The organism is Marinobacter qingdaonensis (assembly GCF_034555935.1).
Classification (GTDB): Bacteria; Pseudomonadota; Gammaproteobacteria; order Pseudomonadales; family Oleiphilaceae; genus Marinobacter; species Marinobacter qingdaonensis.
Map to the genome: position 1 here is coordinate 2,951,294 of NZ_JAYDCJ010000003.1, position 26,901 is coordinate 2,978,194.

At 61.7% G+C, this 26,901-nt stretch carries 21 protein-coding genes and 1 tRNA gene; 7 read left to right on the forward strand and 15 right to left on the reverse strand.

Annotated elements, in window-relative coordinates; translation table 11 throughout:
- The first annotated feature begins 14 nt into the window (after positions 1–14).
- Both U5822_RS16755 and U5822_RS16760 read left to right on the forward strand, forming a co-directional pair.
- Positions 15–500 (forward strand): hypothetical protein, encoded by a 486-nt coding sequence (locus tag U5822_RS16755; protein ID WP_322856748.1) that lies wholly within the window; start codon positions 15–17, stop codon positions 498–500.
- 107 nt (positions 501–607) lie between these two features.
- The gene (locus U5822_RS16760; protein ID WP_322856749.1) at positions 608–1,237 is read left to right on the forward strand and encodes an outer membrane beta-barrel protein; all 630 of its coding nucleotides are present in this window, start codon (positions 608–610) and stop codon (positions 1,235–1,237) included.
- Between the two features lies 1 nt (position 1,238).
- Here the strand turns inward: U5822_RS16760 and rlmKL are convergent, their stop codons facing one another.
- The gene (gene rlmKL / locus U5822_RS16765; protein WP_322856750.1) at positions 1,239–3,413 is read right to left on the reverse strand and encodes a bifunctional 23S rRNA (guanine(2069)-N(7))-methyltransferase RlmK/23S rRNA (guanine(2445)-N(2))-methyltransferase RlmL; all 2,175 of its coding nucleotides are present in this window, start codon (positions 3,411–3,413) and stop codon (positions 1,239–1,241) included.
- A gap of 318 nt (positions 3,414–3,731) precedes the next feature.
- On the opposite strand from rlmKL, the gene rmf reads away from it, so the two are divergent.
- Positions 3,732–3,944 (forward strand): ribosome modulation factor, encoded by a 213-nt coding sequence (gene rmf, locus U5822_RS16770; RefSeq protein ID WP_322856751.1) that lies wholly within the window; start codon positions 3,732–3,734, stop codon positions 3,942–3,944.
- 174 nt (positions 3,945–4,118) lie between these two features.
- On the opposite strand, the gene U5822_RS16775 is transcribed toward rmf, so the two are convergent.
- On the reverse strand, positions 4,119–5,147 hold the full coding sequence (locus tag U5822_RS16775; RefSeq protein WP_322856752.1) for a quinone-dependent dihydroorotate dehydrogenase: 1,029 nt from the start codon (positions 5,145–5,147) through the stop codon (positions 4,119–4,121).
- A 404-nt stretch (positions 5,148–5,551) separates the two neighbouring features.
- Here U5822_RS16775 and U5822_RS16780 point away from each other — a divergent pair, with 404 nt between their 5' ends.
- Positions 5,552–6,709 (forward strand): cation diffusion facilitator family transporter, encoded by a 1,158-nt coding sequence (locus U5822_RS16780; protein ID WP_322856753.1) that lies wholly within the window; start codon positions 5,552–5,554, stop codon positions 6,707–6,709.
- A 26-nt stretch (positions 6,710–6,735) separates the two neighbouring features.
- Here U5822_RS16780 and U5822_RS16785 read toward each other — a convergent pair whose 3' ends face one another.
- Positions 6,736–8,235, reverse strand: coding sequence for a RimK family protein (locus U5822_RS16785; protein WP_322856754.1), 1,500 nt, complete (start codon positions 8,233–8,235; stop codon positions 6,736–6,738).
- Positions 8,236–8,436: 201 nt separating this feature from the next.
- On the opposite strand from U5822_RS16785, the gene U5822_RS16790 reads away from it, so the two are divergent.
- Positions 8,437–9,561, forward strand: a complete 1,125-nt coding sequence (locus U5822_RS16790; protein ID WP_322856755.1) for a GNAT family N-acetyltransferase/peptidase C39 family protein — start codon at positions 8,437–8,439, stop codon at positions 9,559–9,561.
- On the opposite strand, the gene uvrB is transcribed toward U5822_RS16790, so the two are convergent.
- Positions 9,562–11,622, reverse strand: a complete 2,061-nt coding sequence (uvrB, locus tag U5822_RS16795) for an excinuclease ABC subunit UvrB (protein WP_322856756.1) — start codon at positions 11,620–11,622, stop codon at positions 9,562–9,564. It abuts the gene before it with no gap.
- A gap of 193 nt (positions 11,623–11,815) precedes the next feature.
- Between uvrB and U5822_RS16800 the strand changes: the two genes are divergently transcribed.
- Together U5822_RS16800 and U5822_RS16805 are read left to right on the forward strand one after the other, a co-directional pair.
- Positions 11,816–13,000 carry a pyridoxal phosphate-dependent aminotransferase gene (locus U5822_RS16800; protein WP_322856757.1) on the forward strand — a complete coding sequence of 395 codons (1,185 nt, stop codon included), beginning with the start codon at positions 11,816–11,818 and terminating at the stop codon, positions 12,998–13,000.
- Positions 13,001–13,070: 70 nt separating this feature from the next.
- Positions 13,071–13,146 (forward strand) — tRNA-Asn (locus U5822_RS16805).
- Between the two features lie 258 nt (positions 13,147–13,404).
- Here U5822_RS16805 and pyrF read toward each other — a convergent pair.
- From pyrF to gyrA, 11 genes are all read right to left on the reverse strand, one after another.
- Complete coding sequence (gene pyrF / locus U5822_RS16810; RefSeq protein ID WP_322856758.1) at positions 13,405–14,115, reverse strand: orotidine-5'-phosphate decarboxylase; 711 nt, start codon at positions 14,113–14,115, stop codon at positions 13,405–13,407.
- A 30-nt stretch (positions 14,116–14,145) separates the two neighbouring features.
- The gene (lapB, locus tag U5822_RS16815) at positions 14,146–15,315 is read right to left on the reverse strand and encodes a lipopolysaccharide assembly protein LapB (protein WP_322856759.1); all 1,170 of its coding nucleotides are present in this window, start codon (positions 15,313–15,315) and stop codon (positions 14,146–14,148) included.
- Positions 15,316–15,618, reverse strand: a complete 303-nt coding sequence (locus U5822_RS16820) for a LapA family protein (RefSeq protein ID WP_322856760.1) — start codon at positions 15,616–15,618, stop codon at positions 15,316–15,318. It abuts the gene before it with no gap.
- A 62-nt stretch (positions 15,619–15,680) separates the two neighbouring features.
- Entirely contained in the window at positions 15,681–15,977 is a 297-nt protein-coding gene (locus tag U5822_RS16825) for an integration host factor subunit beta (RefSeq protein WP_008172061.1), read from the reverse strand.
- Between the two features lie 133 nt (positions 15,978–16,110).
- Entirely contained in the window at positions 16,111–17,802 is a 1,692-nt protein-coding gene (gene rpsA, locus U5822_RS16830) for a 30S ribosomal protein S1 (RefSeq protein ID WP_322856761.1), read from the reverse strand.
- A 129-nt stretch (positions 17,803–17,931) separates the two neighbouring features.
- A complete protein-coding gene (gene cmk / locus U5822_RS16835; RefSeq protein WP_322856762.1) occupies positions 17,932–18,612 on the reverse strand; it encodes a (d)CMP kinase in 681 nt (226 codons plus the stop codon).
- The gene (locus U5822_RS16840; protein WP_322856763.1) at positions 18,612–20,840 is read right to left on the reverse strand and encodes a bifunctional prephenate dehydrogenase/3-phosphoshikimate 1-carboxyvinyltransferase; all 2,229 of its coding nucleotides are present in this window, start codon (positions 20,838–20,840) and stop codon (positions 18,612–18,614) included. The genes cmk and U5822_RS16840 overlap by 1 nt, the downstream gene beginning before the upstream one ends.
- Position 20,841: 1 nt before the next feature.
- Positions 20,842–21,966, reverse strand: coding sequence for a histidinol-phosphate transaminase (hisC, locus tag U5822_RS16845; RefSeq protein ID WP_322856764.1), 1,125 nt, complete (start codon positions 21,964–21,966; stop codon positions 20,842–20,844).
- Positions 21,966–23,063 (reverse strand): prephenate dehydratase, encoded by a 1,098-nt coding sequence (gene pheA / locus U5822_RS16850; RefSeq protein ID WP_322856765.1) that lies wholly within the window; start codon positions 23,061–23,063, stop codon positions 21,966–21,968. The genes hisC and pheA overlap by 1 nt, the downstream gene beginning before the upstream one ends.
- Before the next feature lie 2 nt (positions 23,064–23,065).
- Positions 23,066–24,148 carry a 3-phosphoserine/phosphohydroxythreonine transaminase gene (gene serC / locus U5822_RS16855; protein ID WP_322856766.1) on the reverse strand — a complete coding sequence of 361 codons (1,083 nt, stop codon included), beginning with the start codon at positions 24,146–24,148 and terminating at the stop codon, positions 23,066–23,068.
- Between the two features lie 51 nt (positions 24,149–24,199).
- Complete coding sequence (gyrA, locus tag U5822_RS16860) at positions 24,200–26,809, reverse strand: DNA gyrase subunit A (RefSeq protein WP_322856767.1); 2,610 nt, start codon at positions 26,807–26,809, stop codon at positions 24,200–24,202.
- Positions 26,810–26,901: the final 92 nt, after the last annotated feature.

Sequence of the window (26,901 nt, forward strand, 5' to 3'; positions counted from 1 at the left end):
TACCGGAGCTCTGCGTGCAAGCACCGAGATTTCTCGATATCGAATACTGCCAGACCGACGACGCCCTGTTCCCGGTCGCCATGGCCTGGTCCCTCGCCGACGGCCGCATGAAAACCGTGGTCATCACCCCGGAAGACGACTGGCTGCCGGACGACGGCGACCTGGGCGACGTCGACCTCCGATACCTGGGGGAACAAGGCGTGCCGCTGCTGGAACTGGCCCGGGAGCTGCACGCCGACCTGCCGGACCAGACCGTGTACGTGGATGGCCTGGACCCGGACGAGATCCTGATCGACAAGCTGTTCAGCGCCGTGGGCCAGGAACCCCCGTTCGAAATCGCGCCGATCACCGAGCTGATCACCGGCCTGGACAGCGACAGCCTGGAAGATCGCCGGCGGCAGTTGATGATCGATGAGGGCCTGGAGCCGCAACTGCCGGAAAATGGCGTCTATGCCCTGCTCCTGCTGGCGCGCGAGGAAGGTCTGCTGGACCCGGACTGACCCCGGCGGGCGCCGACACAGGGAAGTGTGACATGGGTCGACGTAACAAACGGTTACAGAAGGCAGAATCAGGCCCGTATCCGCCCACGTCAGGAAGCCCGATAACAATGAACCAGGTTGTCCGAACCGCCCTGCTGTCCACCCTGCTCCCGGTCCTTGCCTTCACGTCTCCGGCGCCCCAGGCCGAGGAGACTATTCGGGAGGATCTGCATTACATCGGCCTGTACGGGACCCTGCTCAATCACCGTTCGGCGGTGGAAATTGTTGAGGTAGACGACCGGCGGGTGCGCACCACGACCGAAGGCTGGGGCTCCGGCGCCACCCTGGTGGTCGGCCATCACATCACCGAACGCTTTCATGTGGAGGTCCGGGCCGGCATGGGCCTGGAGGACGCCGACCTGCGCCCCAAGGACGCCAAGCTGGCCATCGATTACTATGCCAGCTGGTACATCGGCATGCATTATCCCCTGACCGACTACGCCAACGTCTATGGCCAGTTCGGCTTCTCCCACATCCAGGGGGAGGCCAAGCTCACCAGTGCCGAGGCGGTGGAGGACTTTCCCGGCCTGTCTGAGGATTTTCCCGACAGCAGCTTCAGTGTGAGCTGGCTGGCCGGCCTGGATTTCGAAATCCTCGACCACACCTACCTGGTACTGGAAGGTGGCAAGCTGTTCGAAGACACGCCCTCGGACATCAATACCTTCCAGTTCTCCGGCGGCCTGCGCTACGAATTCTGACTCAGGCCCGGTGACGGATGTGCCAGCACCGGTGAATGCGGGCATTGCGCTGGAAATCCCGATCCAGGGTGCTTTGACTCACTTCCTGAATATCGAACTCTGACGCCAGGTCTTCATCAAGCCGGAACCGACGGAAATTGTTCGAGAAGATCAGCAGACCCTCGCTGTTCAGGCGGGTCATGGCCTGGCGAATGAGTCGGGCGTGATCTTTCTGGATATCCAGCACACCGGCCATGCGGGCGGAGTTGGAGAAGGTGGGCGGGTCCATGAAGATCAGATCATAACGCTGGTCCGGAGACGCCGGCGCCGCCAGCCAGGCCAGACAATCGGCCTGCTCCACCGCGTGTCGTCTGGGATCGGCACCGTTGAGCGCCAGGTTGTCCCGGGCCCAGCCCACGTAGGTTTTGGACATATCCAGGCTCAGGGAACGGCTGGCGCCTCCGACCACCGCATGGACCGTCGCCGCCCCGGTGTAGCAGAACAGGTTCAGGAACCGCTTGCCTTGGGCGTGCTGCTGGATCCAGTGCCGGACCGGACGGTGGTCCAGGAACAGACCGGTGTCCAGGTAATCCTTCAGATTCACTTTCAGGGCACAGCCGTGCTCGTGGACCTGGAAAAACTCGCCACTGGCCGCCTGCTTCTCATATTGGCTGGTGCCGGACTGGCGCTGCCGCTGCTTGCAGACCAGGGCGTCGCGGTCGATGCCCAGGGCCTCGGGGATCACGGCCAGCGCCTCGGCCAGACGTTCCCGCGCCGAGCGCTCGTCCACCGACTTGGGAGCGGCGTACTCCTGCACGTGCACCCTGCCCTCGTAGACGTCAATCGCCAGCGCGAATTCCGGCATATCAGCGTCGTAGAGCCGGTAACAGCCAATGCCCTGCTTGCGCGCCCACTGGCCGACGGTTTTCAGATTTTTCTTCAACCGGTTCCGCAGCATGGCCGCCCGCTCTTCGTTGCTTACCCGGGGCGTGATTTCGCCGGGAACATCCGGCTCCCGCGGCGTCCGGACGCTGGCCTCGTCGACACTGAACAGCAACAGCTGGGCGGGCAGTTTGCCGTTGAACAGCTTGTACTGCTTGTAACTGCGCAGACCGATGGACTTACCGTACTCCGGCGCGCCGGAAAACACCCCCAGACGCCAGCCCGGCACCAGACGTTTCACCGCATCGCCCAGGGCCTGGTACAAACCGCCCAGCTCGCGCCGCTCGCTCAACCGCTCACCGTAGGGCGGGTTGGTCAGCACCAGTCCGGTGGTTGCCCAGCCGTCGTCCAGGGCCAGGTCAGCCACCGGGCAGGCCTGCATCTCGACCAGCCCCTCCAGGCCGGCCCGACGCAGGTTGTTGCGAGCGGTGGCGATCACCCGCGGATCCTGATCAAAGCCCTGCATCCGCGGCAGCGGTCCCTGTTTGCCGTCGTGGGCCCGACGCTCGGCCTCCTGACGCAAGGCCAGCCAGAGTTCCGGCTGATGGCCCAGCCAGGCCTCAAAGCCAAACCGCTCCTGCTTGCGCCCGGGCGCGAGATCCAGCGCCATCATGGCGGCCTCGATCACCAGGGTGCCGGAGCCGCACATGGGGTCAAGAAAATCGCCACCGGCCTGTGCCAGTTCGGGCCATCCGGCGCGCATCAGCAAGGCGGCCGCGAGGTTTTCCTTCAGGGGCGCTGCCCCTTTCTCCGTCCGGTAGCCCCGACGATGCAGGCTGTGACCACTCAGATCGATGCCCAGGGACAGGCGCCCCCGATTCAAACGGGCGGATACGGTGACATCAGGGTCACTGGCGGCGACCGAGGGACGCTGGCCGCCGTTGGCGCGGAACCGGTCGACGATGCCGTCCTTGACCCGCTGGGCCCCAAACTGGGTGTTACGAATGGCATCGTTCTGGCCCAGGAAATTGACTCGGAAACTGCCTTGCACGGGAATGTGCTGCTGCCAGTCCATGTGCACCACGCCGTCATAGAGCGCGTCCCCGGACCGGGCATCCGCCTCGTCCAGGTGCAGGATCACCCGGTTGGCCAGGCGCGACCAGAGACAGGTCCGGTAGCCGGCTTCCAGCGTGCCCTCAGCCCAGACACCGGCCGGGGCGTTACGCACCGATGACAGTCCGAAACTGCTGAGTTCGTCCGCCAGAAGATACTCAACACCCTTCGGGCAGGTTACGAAAAAGACGGTTTTGGACAAGGTTTGCTCCCGGTTGCATAGGCTTCAGGTAAGTTTCTGGAATGGCGGCTTTAATCAGGGACACCGCCGGTTTTTTATTTCACTCAACTATAAGAAAAACGTCATATAGACGAAATAATTAGTGTACATCCGCGCGAGGTTCGACTTACCTTGTAGGTGACGCGTCGTTCCGGAGGCCAAAAACGCCCTCCGTTAACAGGATCCTGACTGCTCTGGCTGGAGCTGACAATAGTGGGTTATCCCGGAGTGGGTCCCACCTGTCGAGGCCACGGCAGATGTGTACACGCTTGTTCTGTTAATCCATCAGTGAGGAACGGCATGAAAAGACAGAAAAGAGACGTTTACGCTCGTGCATTCAAGCGGGGTTATCTCGCCGGCGTATCTGGCAAACCTAAAGACAGCTGCCCCTCCGAACAATCCGAAGTGCGTCAGGAATGGTTAAACGGTTGGCGTGAAGGCCGCACCGATAACTGGGAGGGCATGACCGGAGTTTCCGGTATACACAAACTTTCCAACGTCACGTCGGCGTGACAATCACTGAAATTCAACGAGACCCCGGATCTTAATCTGGTCTTTTGTACACAACTCGAAGCAGTTTACTGATAAACCGAAACGGGGCCTCCCGCCCCGTACCATGCGATAAATCGCCACGGGGTTCATTCCCCGCACGGGCCCGCTAAGCGGGCCCATTTTTTTGCCTCCCCTTCAGGGGCGCGGCTCCAGGCGCCGAATGGCCTCGCAGGCCTCGCGAATCAGTGCCGGTCCCCGGTAGATAAAGCCGGTGTAGACCTGAACCAATTTGGCGCCCGCACGAATCTTCTCCGCCGCACTCTCACCGTCGGTGATTCCGCCCACACCAATGATCGGCAGGGACTCGCCAAGCTCGGCGTACAGGCCCTCGATCACCCGTAAAGATGGCGTCCGGACCGGCGCTCCACTCAGTCCCCCGGTCTCGTCGGCGAACTGATGCCCGGCGACTGCGTCCCGACTGATTGTGGTGTTGGTGGCGATCACCCCGTCCAGGCCGGTTTCCTTCAGCGCCGAAGCCACAAAGCGAATGCCGTCATCGTCCATGTCCGGCGCGATTTTCACCGCGATCGGCACATAGCGGCCGTGGTTCTTCTCACACTGCCGCTGCTCATCCTTGATCGCTGCCAGCAGCTGCTTCAGGGAGTCCCCAAACTGCAGATCCCGCAGGCCCGGGGTATTTGGCGAGGACACGTTCACGGTGATGTAGTCGGCCCGGGTGTAGACCGCCGCAATGCCCTTGCGGTAATCCGATTCGGACTCCTCGTTGGGCGTGTCCTTGTTCTTGCCCACGTTGATACCCAGCACGCCCTGGTAGCGACGGCGGTCGACCTGGGCCAGTAGATGCTCCAGGCCCTCGTTGTTGAAGCCCATGCGATTGATCAGGGCCTGATGTTCGGGCAAGCGGAACATGCGAGGCTTGGGATTGCCCGGCTGCGCCAGCGGGGTCACCGTGCCCACCTCGATAAAACCAAACCCCAGGGCGCCCAGGGCATCCAGATGGTCGGCGTTCTTGTCCAGTCCGGCCGCCAGGCCCACCGGATTGGGAAAATCCAGGCCCATGACCCGTACCGGCATCGGCGCGACCTTGGGGGCAAAGGCGCCCAGCAAGCCCAGTCGATTGAGAGCATCCAGGCCGTTCAGTGCCACGGTGTGGGCCTGCTCCGGTGGGAGCCGGAACAACAGGTTGCGAATAACGCCGTACATCAGAAACCTCCTTGCCAATCGGTGGCGGGAGTATACCGGAAGTTTTCCACAGCATCCTTCCCGCCCGAAAAATCCGAGCGAGATGACCGAACTGGGGAGGTCCACAAAGCTTTTCCACGGATTCTGTGGATAACCCTGTTGAAAATCGCGGGGCAACGGTTGCCAACCCTTGATAACTGCGCCAGCCTACAGATTGATCATTTTTTAACCAGTTAAAATAGCGTTATTTTTCAGTAGCTTATATTTTTTTAGGCAGGCTATTGAGTAAAGATGGACAAAATGTTAGCCGGTCACAGTTCAGCAACATTGTGCATAAATGGTGCGCGCCAGACCGGATTTCAGCGCCCTCGCGGGCGCGGGGAATAAGGTTATACTGAACACTCCCCCAGCGACCGGAGCTCCCGATGGACGAGACCGCCTCACCGGCTGAACGTCGCGACAATCTGGCCCGGGAAGTGAAGGCAGCCTCTCGGGTCACCCTCATCGGCATGGTACTGGATGCGGTACTCGGCACCATCAAGGTGACCGCCGGCGCCCTGTTCAACTCCCAGGCCCTGCTCGTTGACGGCATCCACTCCTTCAGCGACGTCGCCTCCGACCTGGTGGTGCTCGGGGTCATGCGCATTTCCCGCCAGGAGCCGGACCAGGACCACCCCTACGGCCACCAGCGCATCGAAACCTTCGGCACCCTGGTGCTTGGCAGCATCCTGATTGCCGTCGGCGCCGCCCTGGCCTGGGAGAACATCCTCCGACTGATTCAGGGCGAGGCCAACATCGTGCCGGGCTGGCCGGTGCTGGTGGCGGCGGCGGTCTCGGTGGCCGGCAAGGAATGGATTTACCACTATACCCGCCGCGTGGGTCAGGCCATTCGCTCCGAACTGATCATTGCCAACGCCTGGCACAGTCGGACCGATGCACTGTCCTCGGTGGTAGTGCTGGTGTCCACGGCAGGCGCCATGCTCGGTTTTCTCTGGCTCGATGTGCTGGCCGCGGTGGTCATTGCCGGCTTCATCATTCGGGTGGGCTGGAAGTTCACCTGGGACAGCGTCAAGGAGCTGGTGGATACCGGCCTGTCGCCAGACGACACCCGCATGCTCAAGGACATCGCCCGCCAGACCGACGGCGTACGCAACGTGCACGAATTGCGCAGCCGCCGTATGGGCCATGACATTCTGCTGGATATTCACCTGGTGGTACGACCGGACATCAGTGTCTCCGAGGGGCACCAGATCGGCATGCAGGTGGTGCGCGGCATGCGCGATGCCCTGGACAACATTCGCGACATCAACTTTCACATTGACGCCGAGAACGACGAAGACCACCGGCCAACGTCCGGACGCCTGCCCGACCGGGAGGAAATCCGGGCGGTGCTGTCAGACCGGGTGGGCGAATTGCCCGCCAACGGTCGTTTGCGCCTGCACTACCTCAAGAACAAGGTGCACCTGGAACTGTTCTTCGACACCGGCACCGACAGCCACGGCCTGGACGCCGAGCGCATACGACGGGTGCTGGCCGAGTACGACTGGTTTGGCAGCGTCCGGGTCTGGGTCGGCGGGCCCTGACCCGGCCCCCCCGCCAAGGCGGGCGCCTATCGACGCCGGTTGTCCTCCATGCGGGACAGGAATTCCTGCATGATCAGGGTGTATAGCTCGCCGCCTAAGAAACGATCCTCCACGCCGGCATCGATGCTCGGGTTGTCGTTCACCTCGATCACCGCGACCCGGTTGCCCGACTGCTTGATATCCACGCCGTACAGCCCGTTGCCAATCAGTTTGGTGGCATTGAGCGCGGCCTGGATCACGTTCCGGGGCACCTCGTAGGTGGGCAGGGTTTCGAAATCGCCGCTGGCACTGTCCGACTCGCCGTGCTGGTAGATCTGCCAGTGGCCTTTCACCATCATGTACTTGCAGGCATAGATGGCGCGGCCACCCAGCACGCCGATGCGCCAGTCATACTCGGTGTAAAGGTATTCCTGGGCCAGCACCAGGGCCGACTGCTTGAATAGCTCCTTGAGCCCAGCCCGCAGCGACGCCTCGTCCTCGGCCTTGGTCACCCCACGGGAAAAGGCGCCGTCGGGAATCTTGATCACCACCGGAAAGCCGAGTTCGGCAACCACCTGCTCCACCGCCTGTTTCTGGTCCTTGGACAGGATCAGGGTCTTCGGGGTTGGCACCTTGTTGTTCTTGAGCAGATCCGCCAGGAACACCTTGTTGGTGCAACGCAGGATCGACACCGGATCGTCAATCACCACCATGCCCTCGGCTTCTGCCTTGCGCGCGAACCTGTAGGTGTGGTGATCGATGTTGGTGGTTTCGCGAATGAACAGACCGTCGTACTCCGGCAGCCGCATGTAATCGCGCCGGGTGATCTGCTCGACGTTGATGCCCAGTTTCCGTCCGGCCTTTTCAAACCGTTTCAGCGCCACCTTGTCGCTGGGCGGCATCTCCTCTTCCGGATTGACCAGCACCGCCAGATCGTAGCGGTAACGCCGCCGGGTTCGGGGCTTGCGCCAGACCATGCTGCTGAACCGGTCGAGGGCGGCCGCGAACAGGTCCTGCTCGCGTTCATCAAGGTCGGCGGGCGCCGCCGGCTTCATGGATTCAATCTGCCAGCCTTTGCGGCGCTTGAACACGACCTCTAGGATCGGGCACGGAAAGCGTTCGAACAGGGCCCGAGCGGCCGGCTTGAGCGCCGGGTGCTCGACCTGGCCGAAATAGGTCCGGACCTTCACCTCGTGGGTCGCCTGGCGGTCATCCGTGTCCGGGTCAATGGCGGAGCCCGAGGCCTCCAACCAGTCCACCACGCCGCCGTCCAGCTCCTCCAGCTCCAGGGAAAACAGGCCCTTCCGGCTCAGGTCATTGAGGGTCATGACCGACGGCACCACATGGTGCCCGCGGGCTTCAGCCAGCAGCGAACAGTAGTAGCCGCGGCTCAGGTAGCGGGCGCTCTGACAGAGGTTGATCACCCGCACGCGACTGTTCGCCGGCGCGGCGAATTGCAGGTACTGGTCGAACGTCAGCACGTCTTCGCTGGGGTAATAGGGTGACCAGTCCTTGGCGCGGTCGACAACGATGAGCAAACGGGACATTGAAGGCGTTCCTCCCTGACAGTGGAGCCCACACGGATGTTGGCAAAGATACGCTGGGCCAGATACCGGCACAATCGTCAATTAATGCGTGCTTTTACGCATACTTAAGCTATGTTCCAGTAACCGGCAGTCTCTCATAATAGCGCCGAAAGGGAAGCACCGTGCATGCCCCGACTTGAGAATTCACAAGGTTTGCCCTCGATGTCAGAACCTCAGCTCCAACTCCGTCAGGCCGTCTCCAGCGATCTGGACAGTCTTGTCCGCCTGGAGAACCTGTGTTTTTCGGACGATCGGATTTCCCGGCGTAGTTTTCGCCGCTTCCTGGACATGCCGAGGGACCGGATCATCGTGGCCACCCTCGGTGACGAGCTGGTCGGCTATTGCCTGATGCTGATGCACGCCGCCACCCGATTGGCCCGGATCTATTCCATTGCGGTTTCCCCGAAAGCCCGCGGCCAGGGGGCCGGCGAGAAACTGGTGCGCGCGGCAGAACGGGCGGCGGTGGAAGCCGGCAGGATCGTGATGCGCCTGGAGGTTCGGGAGGACAACGGGGCCGCCATCGGCCTGTACCGGCGCCTGGGCTATCGGCAGTTCGGCACCTACCGGGACTATTACGAGGACCACGGCGATGCCCTGCGCTTCGAGCGCCGCATCCTGTTCTACGAGCCGTCCCGGCAATTTCCGGTGGTGCCCTATTACCCCCAGACCACGGAATTTTCCTGCGGCCCGGCCGCACTGATCATGGCCATGGCGGCGCTCGACGAGCAGCAGCCGGTCACCACCCTGGAGGAACTCAAGCTCTGGCGCGAGGCCACCACCATTTTCATGCTCGCCGGGCACGGCGGTTGCGGCCCCCACGGGCTGGCCCTGGCGGCCTGGAATCGGGGCTTTCACGCAAGCGCGTGGATCAGCAAGGAAGGCGCGCTGTTCAAGGACACGGTTCGCAACGACGACAAGAAACGGGTACTGGAACTGGTGCACGAGGGTTTTCTGCACGACATCGGCAAGACCAGCATCGAACTGCGCCACGACCCGCTAACCCTGGCCGGCATGGAACAGGCGCTGCACGATGGCCGTGTCCCAGTGATCCTGATCAGCACCTGGCAGCTCAACCGCAGCCGGGTCCCACACTGGGTGACCGTGTGCGCCATCGACGACCAGTTCGTGTACCTGCACGACCCGGAAATTGATGTCGACGCCGGCGAGAGTGTTGCCGACAAGCAGTACTTGCCGATCGAGCGCCGGATTTTCGACCGCATGTCGCGCTACGGCAGTGTGCAGCCGCTCCAGGCCGCGGTCATTGTCGGCCCGAAGCGGGACGGCTGATCAGCCAGTGCGCAGGGCCGCTTCCTTCAACTCGGAAATCTCGTCCCGAAGCCGGGCCGCGGTTTCGAAGTCCAGATCGGCGGCGGCCTTGTACATTTCGTCCTCCAGCCTGGACACTTCCTTGAGCACCTCTTCCGGCGACTTGTTGTCGGTCTTGGCCCGGTACTGCTCGGCTTCTTCCGCGGCCTTCTGACCCGGGCGCTCGGCCTTGCGCTTGCCACGACCGCCACCGCCGCCGGCGCCTTCCATGATGTCGGCAATCTTCTTGTTCAGCCCCTTGGGCGTGATGCCGTGCTCCTCGTTGTGCGCCATCTGCTTGGCCCGGCGCCGCTCGGTTTCATCGATGGCCCTCTGCATGGAGCCGGTGATGCGGTCGCCATAAAGTATGGCCTTGCCGTTCACATTCCGCGCAGCCCGGCCGATGGTCTGGATCAATGACCGCTCGGCGCGCAGGAAGCCCTCCTTGTCGGCATCCAGGATCGCCACCAGCGACACCTCCGGCATGTCCAGGCCTTCCCGCAGCAGGTTGATCCCCACCAGCACATCAAACTCGCCCCGACGCAGATCCCGGATGATCTCCACCCGTTCCACCGTATCGATGTCCGAGTGCAGGTACCGGACCTTGATGTCGTGCTCCATCAGAAAGTCGGTCAAATCCTCCGCCATACGCTTGGTCAGGGTGGTGACCAGCACCCGCTCCTTGATGGCGACCCGGCGGTGGATCTCGGACAGCAGATCGTCCACCTGGGTCGAGGCCGGCCGAACCTCGATTTCCGGATCCAGCAGCCCCGTCGGCCTGACCACCTGCTCCACCACCTGGCCGGCGTGCTCGGCCTCGTAATTGGCCGGGGTGGCGGACACAAAGATCATCTGCGGCGCGACCCGCTCCCACTCCTCGAAACGCATGGGCCGGTTGTCCAGCGCCGAGGGCAAGCGGAAGCCGTATTCCACCAGGGTTTCCTTGCGGGACCGGTCGCCTTTGTACATGGCGCCGATCTGCGGAATGGTCACGTGTGACTCGTCCACCACCAGCAAGGCATTCGGCGGCAGGTAATCGAACAGCGTCGGCGGCGCTTCGCCCGGCCGGCGGCCGGACAGGTAGCGGGAGTAGTTCTCGATGCCGTTGCAGTAACCCAGCTCCATCATCATCTCGATGTCGTACCGGGTGCGCTCCTCCAGTCGCTGCGCCTCCACCAGCCGATTGTTATCCCGCAGCTGCTGCAGGCGCTCGTCCAGCTCCACACGTATGTTCTCGACCGCATCCAGCACCGTCTGGCGGGGCGTGACATAGTGGGACTTCGGGTAGATGGTGACCCGGGGGACCCGGCGCAGCACTTCACCGGTCAACGGATCGAAATAGCTGAGGTTTTCCACCTCGTCATCGAACAGTTCGATCCGGATCGCCTCTTTCTCCGATTCCGCCGGGAACACATCGATGACGTCACCACGGACCCGGTAATTGGCCCGGTGGAATTCGATGTCGTTGCGGGTGTACTGGAGCTCGGCCAGCCGGCGCAGGATGAAGCGCTGATCAATCTGATCGCCGCGGTCCAGGTGCAGCATCATTTTCAGGTAGGACTGCGGATCACCCAGACCGTAGATCGACGACACCGTCGCCACGATGATGGCGTCCGGCCGCTCCAGCAGGGCCTTGGTGGCCGACAGCCGCATCTGCTCGATGTGCTCGTTGATGGAGGCATCTTTCTCGATGAAGGTGTCGGACGAGGGCACGTACGCCTCGGGCTGGTAGTAGTCGTAATAGGAGACGAAATACTCCACCGAGTTGTCCGGGAAGAATTCCTTGAACTCCCCGTACAGCTGCGCCGCGAGGGTCTTGTTGTGGGCCATGATGATCGTCGGCCGCTGGACCTGCTCCACCACATTGGCAATGGTGAAGGTCTTGCCCGACCCGGTCACCCCGAGCAGGGTCTGATGGGCCAGTCCCGAATGGATGCCGTCGACCAGCCCCTCGATCGCCTTCGGCTGATCACCGGCCGGCTGGTACGGGGAATTGACCCGAAACACCCCTTCCCTCGTAACACTGGATTCATTTTTGGCCATAATCGGCAGACACCCCCGGTTTGACTGCAAAGGCCTGTCTCAAGGCCTAGACTGTCTAGAAATTTAGCGTTATGCCGGCTTCATGATACCATCGGGCCATCGGCGGCCGGACGAAATTCGCCAGGTTCCTGGCTGAAACAACAACCTTCCGCTCGCCGCAGCCCTATCAGACGCAGCTTTAAGGAGCGCAAGTTTGGACCTTCAACTTTCCAGCCGAGTACAGGCGATCAAGCCCTCTCCCACCCTCGCAGTCACCAACAAGGCCGCGGAACTCCGCGCAGCCGGCCAGGACATCATTGGCCTGGGTGCTGGCGAGCCGGACTTCGACACCCCCGATCACATCAAACAGGCGGCGATTGAAGCCATCAACAACGGCCAGACCAAATACACGGCTGTGGATGGTACGCCGGCCCTGAAGAAAGCGATTATTGCGAAGTTCAAACGGGACAACGGCCTGGATTACGAAGCCAATCAGATCCTGGTAAGCAGTGGTGGCAAACAGAGCTTTTTCAACCTGGCACTGGCGACCCTGAACGCGGGCGATGAAGCCATCATCCCGGCGCCGTACTGGGTGTCCTACCCGGACATGGTCAAAGTGGCCGAGGGCACGCCGGTGATCATCGAAACTAGCGCCGACACCCGGTTCAAGATCAGCCCTGAACAGCTGGAAAACGCCATCACCGAGCGGACCCGCCTGTTCGTGATCAACAGCCCGTCCAACCCCAGCGGCATGGCCTACTCCATGGAAGAGCTGAAAGCCCTGGGCGAGGTGCTGAAGAAGCACCCGAACATCATGATCGCCACCGACGACATGTATGAGCCCATCCTCTGGACCGGCAAGCCGTTCTGCAACATCGTGAACGCCTGCCCGGAGCTGTACGAGCGCACCTTCGTGCTGAACGGCGTATCCAAGGCCTACTCCATGACTGGCTGGCGCATCGGCTACGCCGCGGGACCGGCCAAGATCATCGGTGCGATGAAGAAGATCCAGTCCCAGAGCACCTCCAACCCGTCCTCGGTCTCCCAGGCGGCGGCCCAGGCGGCTCTGGACAGCTCCCAGGCGTGCGTGGGCGAGATGGTCAGTGCGTTCAAGGAACGTCACGACTGGCTGGTGCAGGCTCTGAACGAACTGCCGGGCGTCGAGTGTCTGCACGGCGACGGCACCTTCTACGTGTTCCCGAGCTTCCAGGCGGCCATCGATGCCGATCCGGACGCCAGCACCGACGTGGAGTTCGCGGAAAAACTGCTGACCGACGCCGGCGTGGCGCTGGTACCTGGTTCTGCCTTCGGCGCTCCGGGCCACATGCGCCTGAGCTTCGCGACCAGCATGGATAACCTGAAGCAGGCCGTCGAGCGCCTGAAGAAGGCCCTGGGCTAAAAAGTTCCAGCGAGGGGTTGACGGGGGCGTATAGCCAACTTAATATACGCGCCTCGTCACACGACGACGTTCCCCGATAGCTCAGTTGGTAGAGCAACGGACTGTTAATCCGTTTGTCGCTGGTTCGAGCCCAGCTCGGGGAGCCACTATTCTGAAAACCCGCTAATTCACTGAGTTAGCGGGTTTTTTATTGCCCTCTTTTTTGGACGAACCTTTGCAAACGTAGCCTGCGATTGATGGAGTCTGGTCGCGGCCACCCCTGCTTCTCAAAAACCGCTACGAGCACGTCGATGTGCGCTCGTAGCGGTTTTTGGGAGGGCGATCCCTCACCACCCGACTCCGAGCCATGCAGGCTAGGAGCGAACTCTAAACCTATCACCCGAACTAAAAGCCAGAGCGCCGTCTCAAAGCCCTTGCACTTCAGCGTGGATAGCCTCCAATGCCGCCAGAGGATCCGCCGCCCGAGTAATCGGGCGACCAATCACGAGGTAATCGGAACCGGCCTTCAGGGCGTCCGTGGGGGTCATGATGCGCTGCTGGTCGCCCTTGTCGGCGGTCAGCGGGCGAATGCCCGGCGTGATGAGCTGGAAGTCGGCACCCTGCTCCGCTTTCAGCTTGGGAGCTTCCTGGGCCGAGCAGACTACGCCGTCGAGGCCGCAGTTTTTGGTGAGCGTGGCCAGGCGGGACACCTGGGCTTCCGGGGAATCGGTGATACCAATGCCGGCGAGGTCGTCCGCGTTCATGCTGGTGAGCACGGTCACGGCGATAAGCAGCGGGCGATCGGGACCAAAGACCTCCAGACGCTCACGGCAGGCGGTCATCATTTTCTCGCCGCCTGAGGCGTGAACGTTGACCATCCAGACCCCCAGATCGGCGGCCGCCGCGACCGCGGCGGAGGTGGTGTTGGGAATGTCGTGAAATTTGAGATCAAGAAACACGTCGAAGCCATGTTTTTGCAGGCGCTCGACCAACTGCGGACCGCTACGGGTAAACAGCTCCTTGCCCACTTTCAGACGGCACTTGGCCGGGTCCAGCTTGTCGACCAGCTCCAGGGCCGGGGTTTCGGATGGAAAGTCGAGTGCGACGATGATCTTCGGATCGTTTTGGTTTTGCACGTTCTAAGCCCTGCAGAATGTCTGAATGATTTATTCGGCCTCAACACCCTGGATCGGGCGCACCGTCTCCCACTGTTTGCAGCTCGGACAGAGCCAGTGCAGTTGCTGGCCGGAGAAGCCACAGCTGGCGCAACGGTAGATCGGTCGGTTGGCGAGGATCAGATGACCAATGCGGCTGACCAAGCGCCCCTCGTCCGTGGTCATGCCTTTCTCGTAGCCGGCCATCTCGACCAGCCGCAACAGGCCCCGGACGCTGGGCCGAACTTCGAGCTCACGGCGCAGCAGCTCTATGGCGGCCTGCCGACCGGACGACCGCTCAACGGACTCCACCAGCGCCAACAGCAGACTGGTGCTGGGGTTGGCCTCATAGAGCTTGCGCAACTTCTTGCCCAGGCGCCCCACGTCACCGTGCTCCTGCTCCAGCCGCATCAGCCGGTCCACCGCTTCGGGGCCGAATTCCGGGTTTTGATCGAACACTTTCAGGCTCTGGCTCGCCGCCTCGCGGAAACTGCCCTGGCGGATCAGCAGCTTCATCAGAATCAGCGTGGCCCGAACGCAGGACTGGTCGTAATCCAGCGCCTCTTTGCAAAGCTTCTGCGCCGCCCAGCGGTCGTCCTTCCTCAAGGCGTCCTCAGCCAGCTCGCAGGTCAGGTAGGCCAATACCTTGAACATGGCAGGATCGGCATCACCCTTGGTCAGCGCCCGCGCGACATCCGCCGCCTTGGTCCATTCCTTCTCCTGCTGGTACAACTCGATCAGCTGCTGAGCCGAGTTGCGGCCGTAATCGCGATCACCCATGAGTTCATGGAGCAGTGCTTCGGCGCGGTCCAGCAGGCCGGCCTTGAGGTAATCCTTGGCCAACTCCAGGGTAACCTGAGGGGAAAAGCGAGTGGGCAGTTCGGGTCGGGCCAGCAGGTTCTGATGAATAAGGATGGCCCGGTCAGTTTCGCCTTTGAGGCGGAAGTGGCTGCCGATGGACAGGTGCAGGCTGACGGTGTCCTTGTTAACCGCGAGGGACTGGACAAAGTTTTCAACGGCCTGATCGGAATAATTGGTGAAGAGAAACTGAAGACGATCGCGCACCGACTCTTCGTCGGCAATCACGGTTTTGGTTCTTCGGCTGTTGCTGCCTAGCCGCCCGACAGCCCACCCGGCGGCGACCGCTATTGTCAGCAGAAGCCACTGAAGCACAATATCCATTTAGAGCGTCCGGTCGTTCTGGGCCCTGGATTTCTCCAATGCCTGCTCGGCACGATCGAGTCTTTTCTGAAGGTTTCGCCGCGAGACCGAGGTCCTGAAGGTGGCCAGCATGGTCATCAATACTCCGACCAAGGCGCCGATGACAAACGACATGATGATCCAGACGGCAACGCCATGGGGCTGGGTTTCAAACAGCAGGAAGTTGAGGGAAACCGCCATCTGGTTGTTGAGGGAGAACACAAGGGCGAGCAGGACCAGAACCAGTACCAACAGAATAATAAAGATTTTCTGCAACCCTGCCATATCGCTAGTGCTCCCGCTTGGGCTCTGGAAAGCCCGAATTATACCCGTTCCCTGACCCCGCGTCAGAAGCCTTTCTTGAGGCTATCGTTAACCTGCTCCCGCAGCTCCTTGCCTGGCTTGAAATGGGGAACGTACTTGGCGGGTAGCTGAACGGCCTCACCGGTTTTCGGGTTTCGCCCCGTACGTGCAGCACGGTGATGCAGGGAAAAGCTACCGAACCCCCGGATTTCAATTCTCTGGCCATCGGCGAGTGACTGGGACATGTGCTCAATGATGGTTTTGACCGCCAACTCTACATCTTTAACGGAGAGCTGGGTTTGCTTGGACGCAATCAGCTCCACCAGTTCGGACTTCGTCATGAGGCGCTTCCCTCTTTCGTTATTATTCCGCGGTTGGTTACCGGACTCTCATGACCACTAGTTTAGCCAAACCAAAAAAAAACACAAAAAAAACGGGCTCTTAGAGCCCGTTTTTTTCATACCAACCAGACGATCATTCTTTGTTGGCGTTCTGCTGCTGCATCTGCTCCTTGATGAGATCACCGATGGTGGTCGCACCAGAAGTTTCAGCCGCCTTGCTCCGCACGTTTTCCAGAGCCTGCTTGTCGTCCTCAACGTCTTTGGACTTCACAGACAGGTTGATGATGCGGTTCTTGCGATCGATGCTGATGATCTTGGCTTCAACTTCTTCGCCTTCCTTCAGCGCGTTGCGTGCGTCTTCAACACGGTCGCGGCTGATTTCGGAAGCCTTCAGTACCGCCTCGACTTCGTCGTTCAGGGCGATGGTCGCAGCCTTGGCATCCACAGCAGAGACAGTGCCCTTAACGATGGAGCCCTTGTCGTTCAGCTGAACAAACTCGGCGAACGGATCGCTCTCGAGCTGCTTGATACCCAGGGAGATGCGCTCGCGCTCCGGATCAACAGACAGGATAACGGTTTCAACTTCGTCACCCTTCTTGTATTCGCGAACCGCTTCTTCGCCAGTCTCGTTCCAGCTGATGTCAGACAGGTGAACCAGACCGTCGATGCCACCGTCCAGACCGATGAAGATACCGAAGTCGGTGATGGACTTGATCTTACCGGAGATGCGGTCGCCCTTGTTGAAGTTGCTGGAGAAGTCTTCCCACGGGTTAGCAACACACTGCTTGATACCCAGGGAGATACGACGACGCTCCTCGTCGATGTCCAGAATCATCACTTCCACTTCGTCGCCAACCTGGACGACTTTGGACGGATGGATGTTCTTGTTGGTCCAATCCATCTCGGATACGTGAACCAGACCTTCAACACCTTCTTCCAGCTCCGCGAAGCAGCCGTAGTCGGTCAGGTTGGTAACACGCGCCTTGACCTTGCTGCCTTCCGGATAGCGACCCTTGATGTCGACCCATGGATCTTCGCCCAGCTGCTTCAGGCCGAGGGATACACGGTTACGCTCACGGTCAAACTTCAGAACCTTGACGTTGATCTCGTCGCCCACGTTCACGATTTCGCTCGGATGCTTAATGCGCTTCCAGGCCATATCGGTGATGTGCAGCAGGCCGTCAACACCGCCCAGATCTACGAACGCGCCGTAGTCGGTCAGGTTCTTGACGATACCCTTGATCTCCAGACCTTCGGTCAGGGTCTCGAGCAGCGCTTCACGCTCGGCGCTGTTCTCAGCTTCCAGAACCGCGCGACGGGAAACAACCACGTTGTTGCGCTTCTGATCCAGCTTGATAACCTTGAATTCGAGTTCTTTGTTCTCCAGGTGCGCGGTGTCGCGAACCGGACGAACGTCTACCAGCGAGCCCGGCAGGAAGGCGCGGATACCGGCCAGATCGACGGTGAAACCACCCTTGACCTTGCCATTGATAACACCCTTAACAACCTCTTCTGCTTCGAAGGACTTCTCGAGTACCTTCCAGGCTTCAGCGCGCTTGGCTTTCTCACGAGACAGACGGGTTTCCCCGAAGCCGTCTTCAACAGCATCGAGAGCTACATCGACAACGTCGCCGATAGCAATTTCCAACTCGCCTTTTTCGTTGAGGAACTGGGAGGCGGGGATAACGCCTTCGGACTTCAGTCCGGCGTTAACGGTGACCCAGTCGCTGTCGACGTCAACTACGGTTCCCTGGACGATGGAACCCGGTTGCATGTCAATTTCTTTCAGGCTTTCTTCAAAAAGATCCGCAAAGCTCTCGCTCATTATGTGTCCTATGTGATCAACGCAAGTTTACTCCGTGCTACCAGCGACACGGTCTGTTAGTCATTCCGGATATGGCCAGTGGCTGGCCGATAACGCCACATCCGGCATTTCAACGACAAAAAGGTGTAGTCAGGCCTGACCTGCTGCGGCCATACACCTGCCTAACACCTCTTCTATACTCAAACCCGTAGAATCAATGACTTGCGCATCATCCGCAGGCTTGAGAGGGGCTGCAGAACGGTTCATATCCCGCTCGTCGCGAACCCGTATCTCCTCTAAAAGGGCATCAATATTAACATCGACACCTGCGTCCTTCAACTGGGCGTAGCGCCGGCGCGCGCGCTCCTCGGCACTGGCGGTCAGGAAAATCTTGACCGGCGCATCGGGGAAAACCACGGTCCCCATGTCGCGACCGTCGGCGACCAATCCCGGCGGCTGACGAAAATCCCGCTGGCGCTGCAACAGCGCGTCCCGCACCGGCTGGATCACCGCGACCCGGGAGGCGTTATCGCCGCAGGTCTCGGTACGGATTTCCCCGGTCACGTCCTCCCCCGCCAGGATGACCTTGGCGGGCTCACCGGCCGGGGTGGGCTCGAAGGCGACATCCAGAGACGCGGCCACGGCGATCAAACCGGGTTCATCGTCCAGGGCCACACCCTGGCGCACCGCCGCCAGCGCGGTCAAACGGTAGAGGGCGCCGCTGTCCAGCAGGTGAAACCCCAGTTTCTTGGCCAACATCTGGGTGATGGTGCCCTTGCCCGAGCCACCGGGCCCGTCGACGGTGATGACCATGGCCTTGCTGTCCGCCATTACTCCGCCCCCTCAGCCTCGATCTGGATACCGGTACCGCGGGCCAGCTCGACAAAGCCCGGGAACGAGGTGGCGACGTTGGCGCAGTCGGTCACTTCGATGTCGCCGGCGGCGCGCAGGGACGCCACCGCGAACGCCATGGCAATTCGGTGGTCGCCATGGCTGTTGACGGTACCGCCCGCCATGGTCTGGCCACCGTCGATGATGATGCCATCCGGCGTCACCGTGGTTTCCACGCCAATGGCCGCAAGGCCGTCCGCCATCACCTGGATGCGATCGCTCTCCTTGACCCGCAGCTCCTCGGCGCCACGCAGCACCGTGCGGCCTTTGGCGCAGGTGGCCGCGATGAACAGGACCGGGAACTCGTCGATGGCCAGGGGCACCTGGTCCTCGGGAATGTCGATGCCGGTCAGCTCGGCAGAGCGCACCCGCAGGTCGGCCACCGGCTCACCACCGATCTCGCGCTCATCCAGCACTTCGATATTGGCGCCCATCTGGCGCAGGATATTGATCACGCCAACCCGGGTCGGATTCATACCAACGTGGCGCAAGATCAGGTCGGAATTCGGGGCAATACTGGCTGCCACCAGGAAGAACGCGGCGGAGGAAATGTCGGCGGGCACGTCGATGTTGCAAGCCTGAAGCTGGCCGCCGCCGGTGACACTGGCGGTGGCGCCATCCCGATGCACGTGATAGCCGAAACCGGCCAGCATGCGCTCGGTGTGATCGCGGGTCGGAGCCGGCTCGGTCACCGAGGTGCTGCCCTCGGCGTACAGACCCGCCAGCAGCAGGCAGGATTTTACCTGGGCACTGGCCACCGGCATTTCGTAATGGATACCGGTCAGCTGCTGGCCACCGCGAATCTTCATGGGTGGGCGACCGCCGTCGGCGGTTTCGATGACTGCGCCCATGGCCCGCAGCGGGTCGGCGACCCGACCCATCGGCCGCTTGGACAGACTGGCGTCGCCGGTCAACTCGGAATCAAACGGCTGCGCCGCCAGCAGGCCGGCAAACAGGCGCATGGCCGTCCCGGAATTGCCCAGGTACAGAGGGCCCCGTGGGGCCTGCAGGCCGTTGACACCAACGCCGTGAATGCGGACGAAACCGTCGTCCGGGCCTTCGATCGTTACGCCCATGTCCCGGAACGCCTGTAGCGTGGCCAGGCTGTCCTCACCTTCCAGGAAGCCTTTCACCTCGGTGATACCGTCAGCCAGCGCCCCGAGCATGATCGAGCGATGGGACATGGATTTGTCGCCAGGGACCCGGATATCGCCGGAGATGGAGCCACCGGGCTGAAGACGGAACGTTACCTGCTTTTCACTGTTGTTTGTCACGTAAGCCTGTCCTGAAAGCATCTTAGAAAAATGTTCCCGCGCCGCCTTGGCGCGACTGAAAACCCGCAGCAGCGTGGCACTGTCCTGGTGAGCGATGGCCGAGCGCAGCTGATCCAGATCGTGGGTAAAGTGGTCGATAACCCGCAGTACCGCATCCCGGTTTGACAGGAAGATGTCGTGCCACATGACCGGATCACTGGCGGCAATCCGGGTGAAATCGCGAAAGCCGCCGGCCGCGTAGCGGAAAATGTCCATGTTCTCGTCTTCGCCGGCCAGGGTGTCCACCAGGGAGAAGGCGATCAGATGCGGCAGGTGACTGGTCGCCGCCAGCACCTCGTCGTGGTAGGCGACCGACATGGTCAGCACGGTCGCTCCGCACCCTTCCCACAGGCGCTGAAGGCGCGCCAGAGCGGACGGCTCGGCGTCGTCGGCTGGCGTAAGGATGACCTTGTGGCTGGCAAAGAGTTCCGGATTGGCGGCCCGGATGCCGCTCTTCTCGGAGCCGGCAATCGGGTGACCCGGGATAACGGTCGGGGGTAGTGCACCGAACACGGCTTCGACGTCGGCAACAAAGCTGGATTTGGTGCTGCCGACGTCGGTAAGGACCGCACCCGCCTCCAGCCAGGGTTTGACCTCGGCCAGCACGGCACGGGTCGCCCGCACCGGAACCGCCAGCACCACCAGATCACTGCCTTTGACGGCGGCCTCCACGGACTCGGCGACCTCGTCGATGACACCAAGCTCCTGGCCCAGCGCCAGCTCGTCGGCGCGCTTGTCGGCGCCGACCACCACATCCGCCAAGCCGTTGCGGCGAATGGCACTGGCCAGCGATCCGCCGATCAGACCCAGGCCGATGACAGCAACGCGCTTGAACAGGGGCTGATTCTCAGACACCTCAGCTCCCCTGCCCCAGCGCTGCCAGGGATTGCTCCAGCGCCTCGATAAAACGCGCGTTCTGCTCCGGCAGCCCGACCGATACCCGCAGGTGCCGCGGCATGCCGTATCCGGCCACCGGCCGGACTATCACGCCTCGTGCCAGGAGTGCCTCATAGACGGCCTGGGCTTGTTCCCCGACATCGACGGCGACGAAGTTGCCAGCCGAGGGAATGTAGGCCAGTCCCATCCGGTCAAACGCCTGCTCCAGTTGACGCAAGCCCGCGCTGTTAACCTCCCGGGACCGTTCCAGATAAGCGTCGTCCGCCAGCACCGCGGTCGCAGCCGCCAGGGCCAGGGTGTCGACATTGAACGGTTGACGAACCCGATTCAATACATCGGCAATTGCCGGCGAGCTGATGCTGTAGCCGACCCGAAGCGCGGCCAGGCCCCAGGCCTTGGAAAAGGTCCGGCAGACAATCAGGTTCGGGAAGCGGGACAGCAGTTGTACCCCGTCCGGGTACGCATCACCGGTCAGGTATTCGCAGTAGGCCTCGTCCAGCACGACCAGCACCCGCTCCGGAATCTTGGCCAGGAAGGTTTCGATATCGGCGGCCTTGTGCACCGTGCCGGTCGGGTTGTTGGGGTTGGCAACAAACACCAGTTTGGTGCGCTCGGTGACGGCCGCGGCCATGGCGTCCAGGTCGTGTCCCCAGTCGCGGGCCGGTACCGACACCCCGGTTGCCCCAATGGCCTGAGTCACCAGCGGATAGACGGCAAAGGCGTACTGGGAATAGACCACCTCCGCGTCGGGATCGGCGAAGCAGCGGGCGATCACTTCGAGCACGTCGTTGGAGCCATTCCCCAAGGTGATCTGGTCCATGCCCACCGCCAGGCGAGCTGACAGCGCCTGCTTCAGATCGAAGCCGTTGCCGTCCGGGTACAGACACAGCTCCGACAACGCCTCGCGCGCCGCGGCCAGGGCCTTCTCGCTGGGCCCCAGCGGGTTTTCATTGCTGGCCAGCTTGATGATGTCGGCCGGATCCAGGCCCAGTTCCCGGGCCAGCTCGTCGATGGGCTTGCCCGGCTGGTAGGGCGACAAGGCCTGCACGCCTCGGACTGCCAGGCTCTGGTAATCAATCGCCATCAGAGTACACCGATTGGGTAAGAACCGAGGCGCTTCAATTCCACCGCCTCGTCGTCGACTTCCGCCAGCAACTTGCGCACCGGCTCCTCGTCCATGTGGCCCTCAAAATCGATGTAGAACACATAGGCCCAGGTGCCACTCGGTGACGGCCGGGTTTCGATGCGGGTCAGGCTGATGCCGTGACGATGGAACGGCTCCAGCAGCTGGTACAGGGCGCCGGGCTTGTTACGCATGGACACCAGGATCGACGACTTGTCGTGACCGCTGGCCGGCACCTCTTCCCGGCCGATGATCAGGAACCGGGTGGTGTTGTCCGGCCGGTCCTCAATGCTGTTCGCCAGCTTTTTCAGGCCGTAGAGTTCGGCCGCCATATCACCGGCAATTGCGGCAGCGCCTGGCTCTTCCGCCGCCCGACGGGCCGCTTCGGCGTTGCTCGACACAGTGATGCGCTCGATGCCATAGCGATGGGTATCCAGCCACTGCCGGCACTGGGCAAAGGATTGCTGGTGCGAATAAATGCGGGTGATGTCCTGGTCCTCAAACTTCGGGGACACCAGCAGATGGTGGTGAATACGAAGCTGCACCTCGCCGCAGATTTTCAGCGGCGACGACATGAACATGTCCAGGGTGTGGTTGATCATGCCCTCGGTGGAGTTTTCCACCGGCACCACCCCGTAATGGGCCGCACCGGACTCGACTTCCCGGAACACGGCGTCGATCGCTGGCAGCGGAACACTGACCACGGAATGGCCGAAATGCTTCAGGGCCGCCGCCTGGGTAAAGGTACCGACCGGCCCCAGGAAAGCGATGTGCATGGGCTTTTCCAGCGCCAGGCAGGCCGACATGATCTCCCGGAACAGCCGTGCCATTTCCTCGCCGGACAAGGGCCCGGGGTTCTGCTCCTTGATCCGGCGCAGCACCTGGGCCTCGCGCTCGGGACGGTAGAAGAACACGTCCTGATCCGGATTAGAACTGGTCTTCACGTGCGCCACTTCCTGGGCACAACGGGCCCGGGCACTGATCAGATCCATGATCTGCTGGTCCAGGCTGTCAATCTCCTCCCGGAGTTTGCCCAGACGAACCTGCTCGTCACTCATGGTCAGCCCCGCTCCTTGGCGAATTCCGCCATGTAGTGAATCAGGGCGTCCACGCCGGCTTCCGGCATGGCGTTGTAGATGCTGGCGCGCATACCACCCACCGACCGGTGGCCTTTCAGGTTCAGCAGCCCGCGGGCATCCGCCCCTTTCAGGAAGTCGCCATTGAGCGCGTCGTCCGCCAGGGTGAACGGCACGTTCATCCAGGAGCGGAACCTCGGCTCGATGGGGTTGGCGTAGAAATCGCTGGTGTCGATGAAATCGTACAGCTTGCGGGCCTTGCGCTCGTTGATCCGGCCCATGGCCTCAACCCCGCCCTGGGCCTTCAGCCATTTGAACACCAGACCCGCCAGATACCAGGAATAGGTCGCCGGGGTGTTGTACATGGAGCCGTTATCGGCGATGACCTGATAGTTCAGCATGGTCGGCGCCTCTTTGCGCGCCTTGCCGAGCAGATCCTTGCGCACGATCACCACCACCAGGCCCGAGGGACCGATGTTTTTCTGGGCACCGGCGTAAATCAGGCCGAATCGGGAGAAATCCATCGGACGTGACAGCATGGTGGAGGACATGTCCGCGACCAGCGGCACGCTGCCGGTTTCGGGAATGAAATCGAACTCCAGGCCACCAATGGTTTCGTTCGGGGTGTAATGCAGGTACGCGGCGTCCGGATTGGTCTGCCAATCGGCGACGTCGGGAATGCTGGCAAAACCCGAGGCCTCGGCACTGGCCACCACCTGCACGTCACCGAAACGTTTGGCTTCGGCGATGGCCTTCTTGGACCAGATACCGGTGTTCACGTAATCCGCGGAGGACTTGTCGCCCAGCAGGTTCAGCGGGATGGCCGAAAACTGGCTGGAGGCTCCTCCCTGCATGAAGAGTACGGCGTAATCATCGGAAATACCTGCGAGTTCCCGCAGATCCTGCTCAGCATTTTCGGCAATCTCAACGAACTCGTCGCTGCGATGACTCATCTCCATCACCGACATGCCGGTGCCACGCCAGTCCAGCATTTCCTCGCGTGCCTGCTGCAGAACAGACTCCGGCAACGTAGCCGGTCCTGCACAAAAGTTATACGCCCTACTCATGATCCTGTGATCTCTCAAGTCCTACTGATTCGGGTTATTGGCGGTACCGGCTTATTCCTCGCCGGCACCGTCGTCAGAACTGCTCTCTTCGGCGCTGCCTTCGACCACGTCAGCGTCGATGTCTTCGTCGTCGGCTTCGGCGATCCGCTCCACACCCACCAGGCGCTCGTCTTCCTGGCTCAGCTTGATCAGGCGCACGCCCTGGGTGTTCCGGCTCAGCACGGAGACTTCATCGGTCCGGGTCCGCACCAGCGTGCCCTTGTCCGAAATCAACATCATCTCGTCGCCATCAAACAGCTGCAGCGCCGTGACCAGGTTACCGTTACGCTCGGAGCACTGCATGGCAATAACGCCCTGGCTGCCCCGGCTGTAGGTCGGGAATTCGTCGATCGCCGTGCGCTTGCCGTAGCCGTTTTCACTGGCGGTCAGGATCACACCGTCTTCCTGCGGAATGATCAGGGACACCACCTGATGCCCTTCCGGCATCTTGATGCCGCGCACACCGCGTGCGGTCCGGCTCATCGGGCGAACCGCTTCCTCGTTGAAGCGCACCGCCTTGCCGGCCGTGGAAAACAGCATGACTTCGGCGTCGCCCTCGGTGATCGCGGCGCCAATCAGGGTGTCGCCCTCATCCAGCGACAGCGCGATCAGGCCGCTGCTGCGCGGACGGGAGAAGTTCGGCAGCGGGGTCTTCTTGACCACGCCGGCGGAGGTGGCCATGAGCACGAACTGGTCTTCCGGGTAGTCACGCACCGGCAGGAAGGTGGTGATGCGCTCACCCTCGTCCAGCGGCAGGATATTAACCATCGGGCGACCACGGGACGCACGGCTGGCCCGGGGAATTTCAAACACGCGCAGCCAGTACACCTTGCCGCGGTTGGAGAAGCACAGAATGGTGTCGTGGGAGTTGGCGACCAGCAGTTTCTCGACGAAATCCTCGTCCTTCATGGACGTGGCTGCCTTGCCCCGGCCGCCACGACGCTGGGCCTGGTAGTCTTCGACCGCCTGGGTCTTGGCGTAGCCACTGTGGGAAATGGTGACCACCAGGTCTTCTTCGTCGATCAAGTCGGCGATGGTCAGGTCCCGACGGGAGCTGGTGATCTCGGTCCGACGCTCGTCGCCGTAGTCGTTGACGATTTCCTGCAGCTCCTCGCGGATCACCTGCAGCAGACGCTCCGGGTCACCCAGGATGTCCAGCAGGTCGGCAATCTTCTCGAGGATTTCCTTGTACTCGTTCTGCAGTTTCTCGGTCTCCAGACCGGTCAGGCGGTGCAGGCGCAGATCCAGGATGGCCTGGGCTTGCTCGGGGGACAGGTGGTACAGACCGTCGCGAACGCCGTAGATTTCCGGCAGATCGTCCGGACGACAGGCGTCCTCACCGGCACGCTCCAGCATCGCCATGACGTCACCGGGCGCCCAGCCCTTGTCCATCAGCTTTTCCTTGGCTTCGGCGGCGGACGGCGAGGCCTTGATCAGCTCGATGATTTCGTCGATGTTGGCCAGGGCAACGGTCAGGCCTTCGAGGATGTGGCCGCGCTCGCGCGCCTTGCGCAGCTCGTAGATGGTCCGGCGGGTCACCACTTCGCGGCGGTGGCGCACGAACGCATCCAGCATTTCCTTCAGGTTCAGGGTCTTGGGCTCGCCGTTGATCAGCGCGACCATGTTGATGCCGAACACGGTTTCCAGCTGGGTCTGGGCGAACAGGTTGTTGATGATCACGTCCGGGTTTTCCCCACGACGCAGCTCGATCACCACCCGGATGCCTTCCTTGTTGGACTCGTCCCGCAGCTCGGAGATGCCCTCAACGCGCTTCTCCTTGACCAGCTCGGCGATTTTCTCGATCAGGCGCGCCTTGTTGAGCTGATACGGCAGCTCGGTAATGATGATGGCGTCGCGGTTGGTCTTCTTGTCGTGCTCGATCTCGTGCCGGGCGCGGATGTAGATCCGGCCACGGCCAGTGCGGTAGGCCTCGACGATGCCGGCACGGCCGTTGATGATGCCCTGGGTCGGGAAGTCCGGGCCCGGAATGAATTCCATCAGCTCGTCGACGGTCAGGTCCGGGTTGTTGATCAGCTCCAGGCAACCGTTGACCACTTCGGTCAGGTTGTGGGGCGGAATGTTGGTGGCCATGCCCACGGCGATACCGGAGGAGCCGTTCACCAGCAGGTTAGGCACCCGGGTCGGCAGTACGTCGGGGATGCGCTCGGTGCCGTCGTAGTTGTCGACGTAATCAACGGTTTCCTTGTCCAGATCCGCCAGCAGGGAGTGCGCGATCTTCTCCATGCGGATCTCGGTGTAACGCATGGCGGCGGCGTTGTCGCCATCGATGGAACCGAAGTTGCCCTGACCATCCACCAACGGGTACCGCAGCGAGAACGGCTGAGCCATACGAACGATGGTGTCGTAAACCGCGGAGTCACCGTGCGGGTGGTATTTACCAATCACGTCACCGACCACACGGGCCGACTTCTTGTAAGCCTTGTTCCAGTCGTTGTTCAGCTCGGACATGGCGAACAGAACGCGGCGATGCACCGGCTTGAGGCCATCCCTCACATCCGGCAGCGCCCGGCCCACGATGACGCTCATGGCGTAATCGAGGTAGGACTGCTTCAGCTCGTCTTCAATATTGACCGGCAGGATCTCTTTGGCTAACTCACCCATCGAGAAAGGTTCCTTTGCGTTATCTGGAAGTCGTGTCAGGGCCTTTTCCAGGCCCCCTAATTATTCTTCAACAAGCCGCCAAGTCTACCACA

Bases quoted from the DNA above. Each gene is read 5' to 3' on its own strand.
- U5822_RS16760 (WP_322856749.1), top strand. From the start codon at position 608: ATGAACCAGGTTGTCCGAACCGCCCTGCTGTCCACCCTGCTCCCGGTC.
- rmf (WP_322856751.1), top strand. From the start codon at position 3,732: ATGAAAAGACAGAAAAGAGACGTTTACGCTCGTGCATTCAAGCGGGGT.
- U5822_RS16775 (WP_322856752.1), bottom strand. From the start codon at position 5,147: ATGTACGGCGTTATTCGCAACCTGTTGTTCCGGCTCCCACCGGAGCAG.
- U5822_RS16780 (WP_322856753.1), top strand. From the start codon at position 5,552: ATGGACGAGACCGCCTCACCGGCTGAACGTCGCGACAATCTGGCCCGG.
- U5822_RS16785 (WP_322856754.1), bottom strand. From the start codon at position 8,235: ATGTCCCGTTTGCTCATCGTTGTCGACCGCGCCAAGGACTGGTCACCC.
- U5822_RS16790 (WP_322856755.1), top strand. From the start codon at position 8,437: ATGTCAGAACCTCAGCTCCAACTCCGTCAGGCCGTCTCCAGCGATCTG.
- uvrB (WP_322856756.1), bottom strand. From the start codon at position 11,622: ATGGCCAAAAATGAATCCAGTGTTACGAGGGAAGGGGTGTTTCGGGTC.
- lapB (WP_322856759.1), bottom strand. From the start codon at position 15,315: ATGGATATTGTGCTTCAGTGGCTTCTGCTGACAATAGCGGTCGCCGCC.
- U5822_RS16820 (WP_322856760.1), bottom strand. From the start codon at position 15,618: ATGGCAGGGTTGCAGAAAATCTTTATTATTCTGTTGGTACTGGTTCTG.
- U5822_RS16825 (WP_008172061.1), bottom strand. From the start codon at position 15,977: ATGACGAAGTCCGAACTGGTGGAGCTGATTGCGTCCAAGCAAACCCAG.
- rpsA (WP_322856761.1), bottom strand. From the start codon at position 17,802: ATGAGCGAGAGCTTTGCGGATCTTTTTGAAGAAAGCCTGAAAGAAATT.
- cmk (WP_322856762.1), bottom strand. From the start codon at position 18,612: ATGGCGGACAGCAAGGCCATGGTCATCACCGTCGACGGGCCCGGTGGC.
- hisC (WP_322856764.1), bottom strand. From the start codon at position 21,966: ATGGCGATTGATTACCAGAGCCTGGCAGTCCGAGGCGTGCAGGCCTTG.
- pheA (WP_322856765.1), bottom strand. From the start codon at position 23,063: ATGAGTGACGAGCAGGTTCGTCTGGGCAAACTCCGGGAGGAGATTGAC.
- serC (WP_322856766.1), bottom strand. From the start codon at position 24,148: ATGAGTAGGGCGTATAACTTTTGTGCAGGACCGGCTACGTTGCCGGAG.
- gyrA (WP_322856767.1), bottom strand. From the start codon at position 26,809: ATGGGTGAGTTAGCCAAAGAGATCCTGCCGGTCAATATTGAAGACGAG.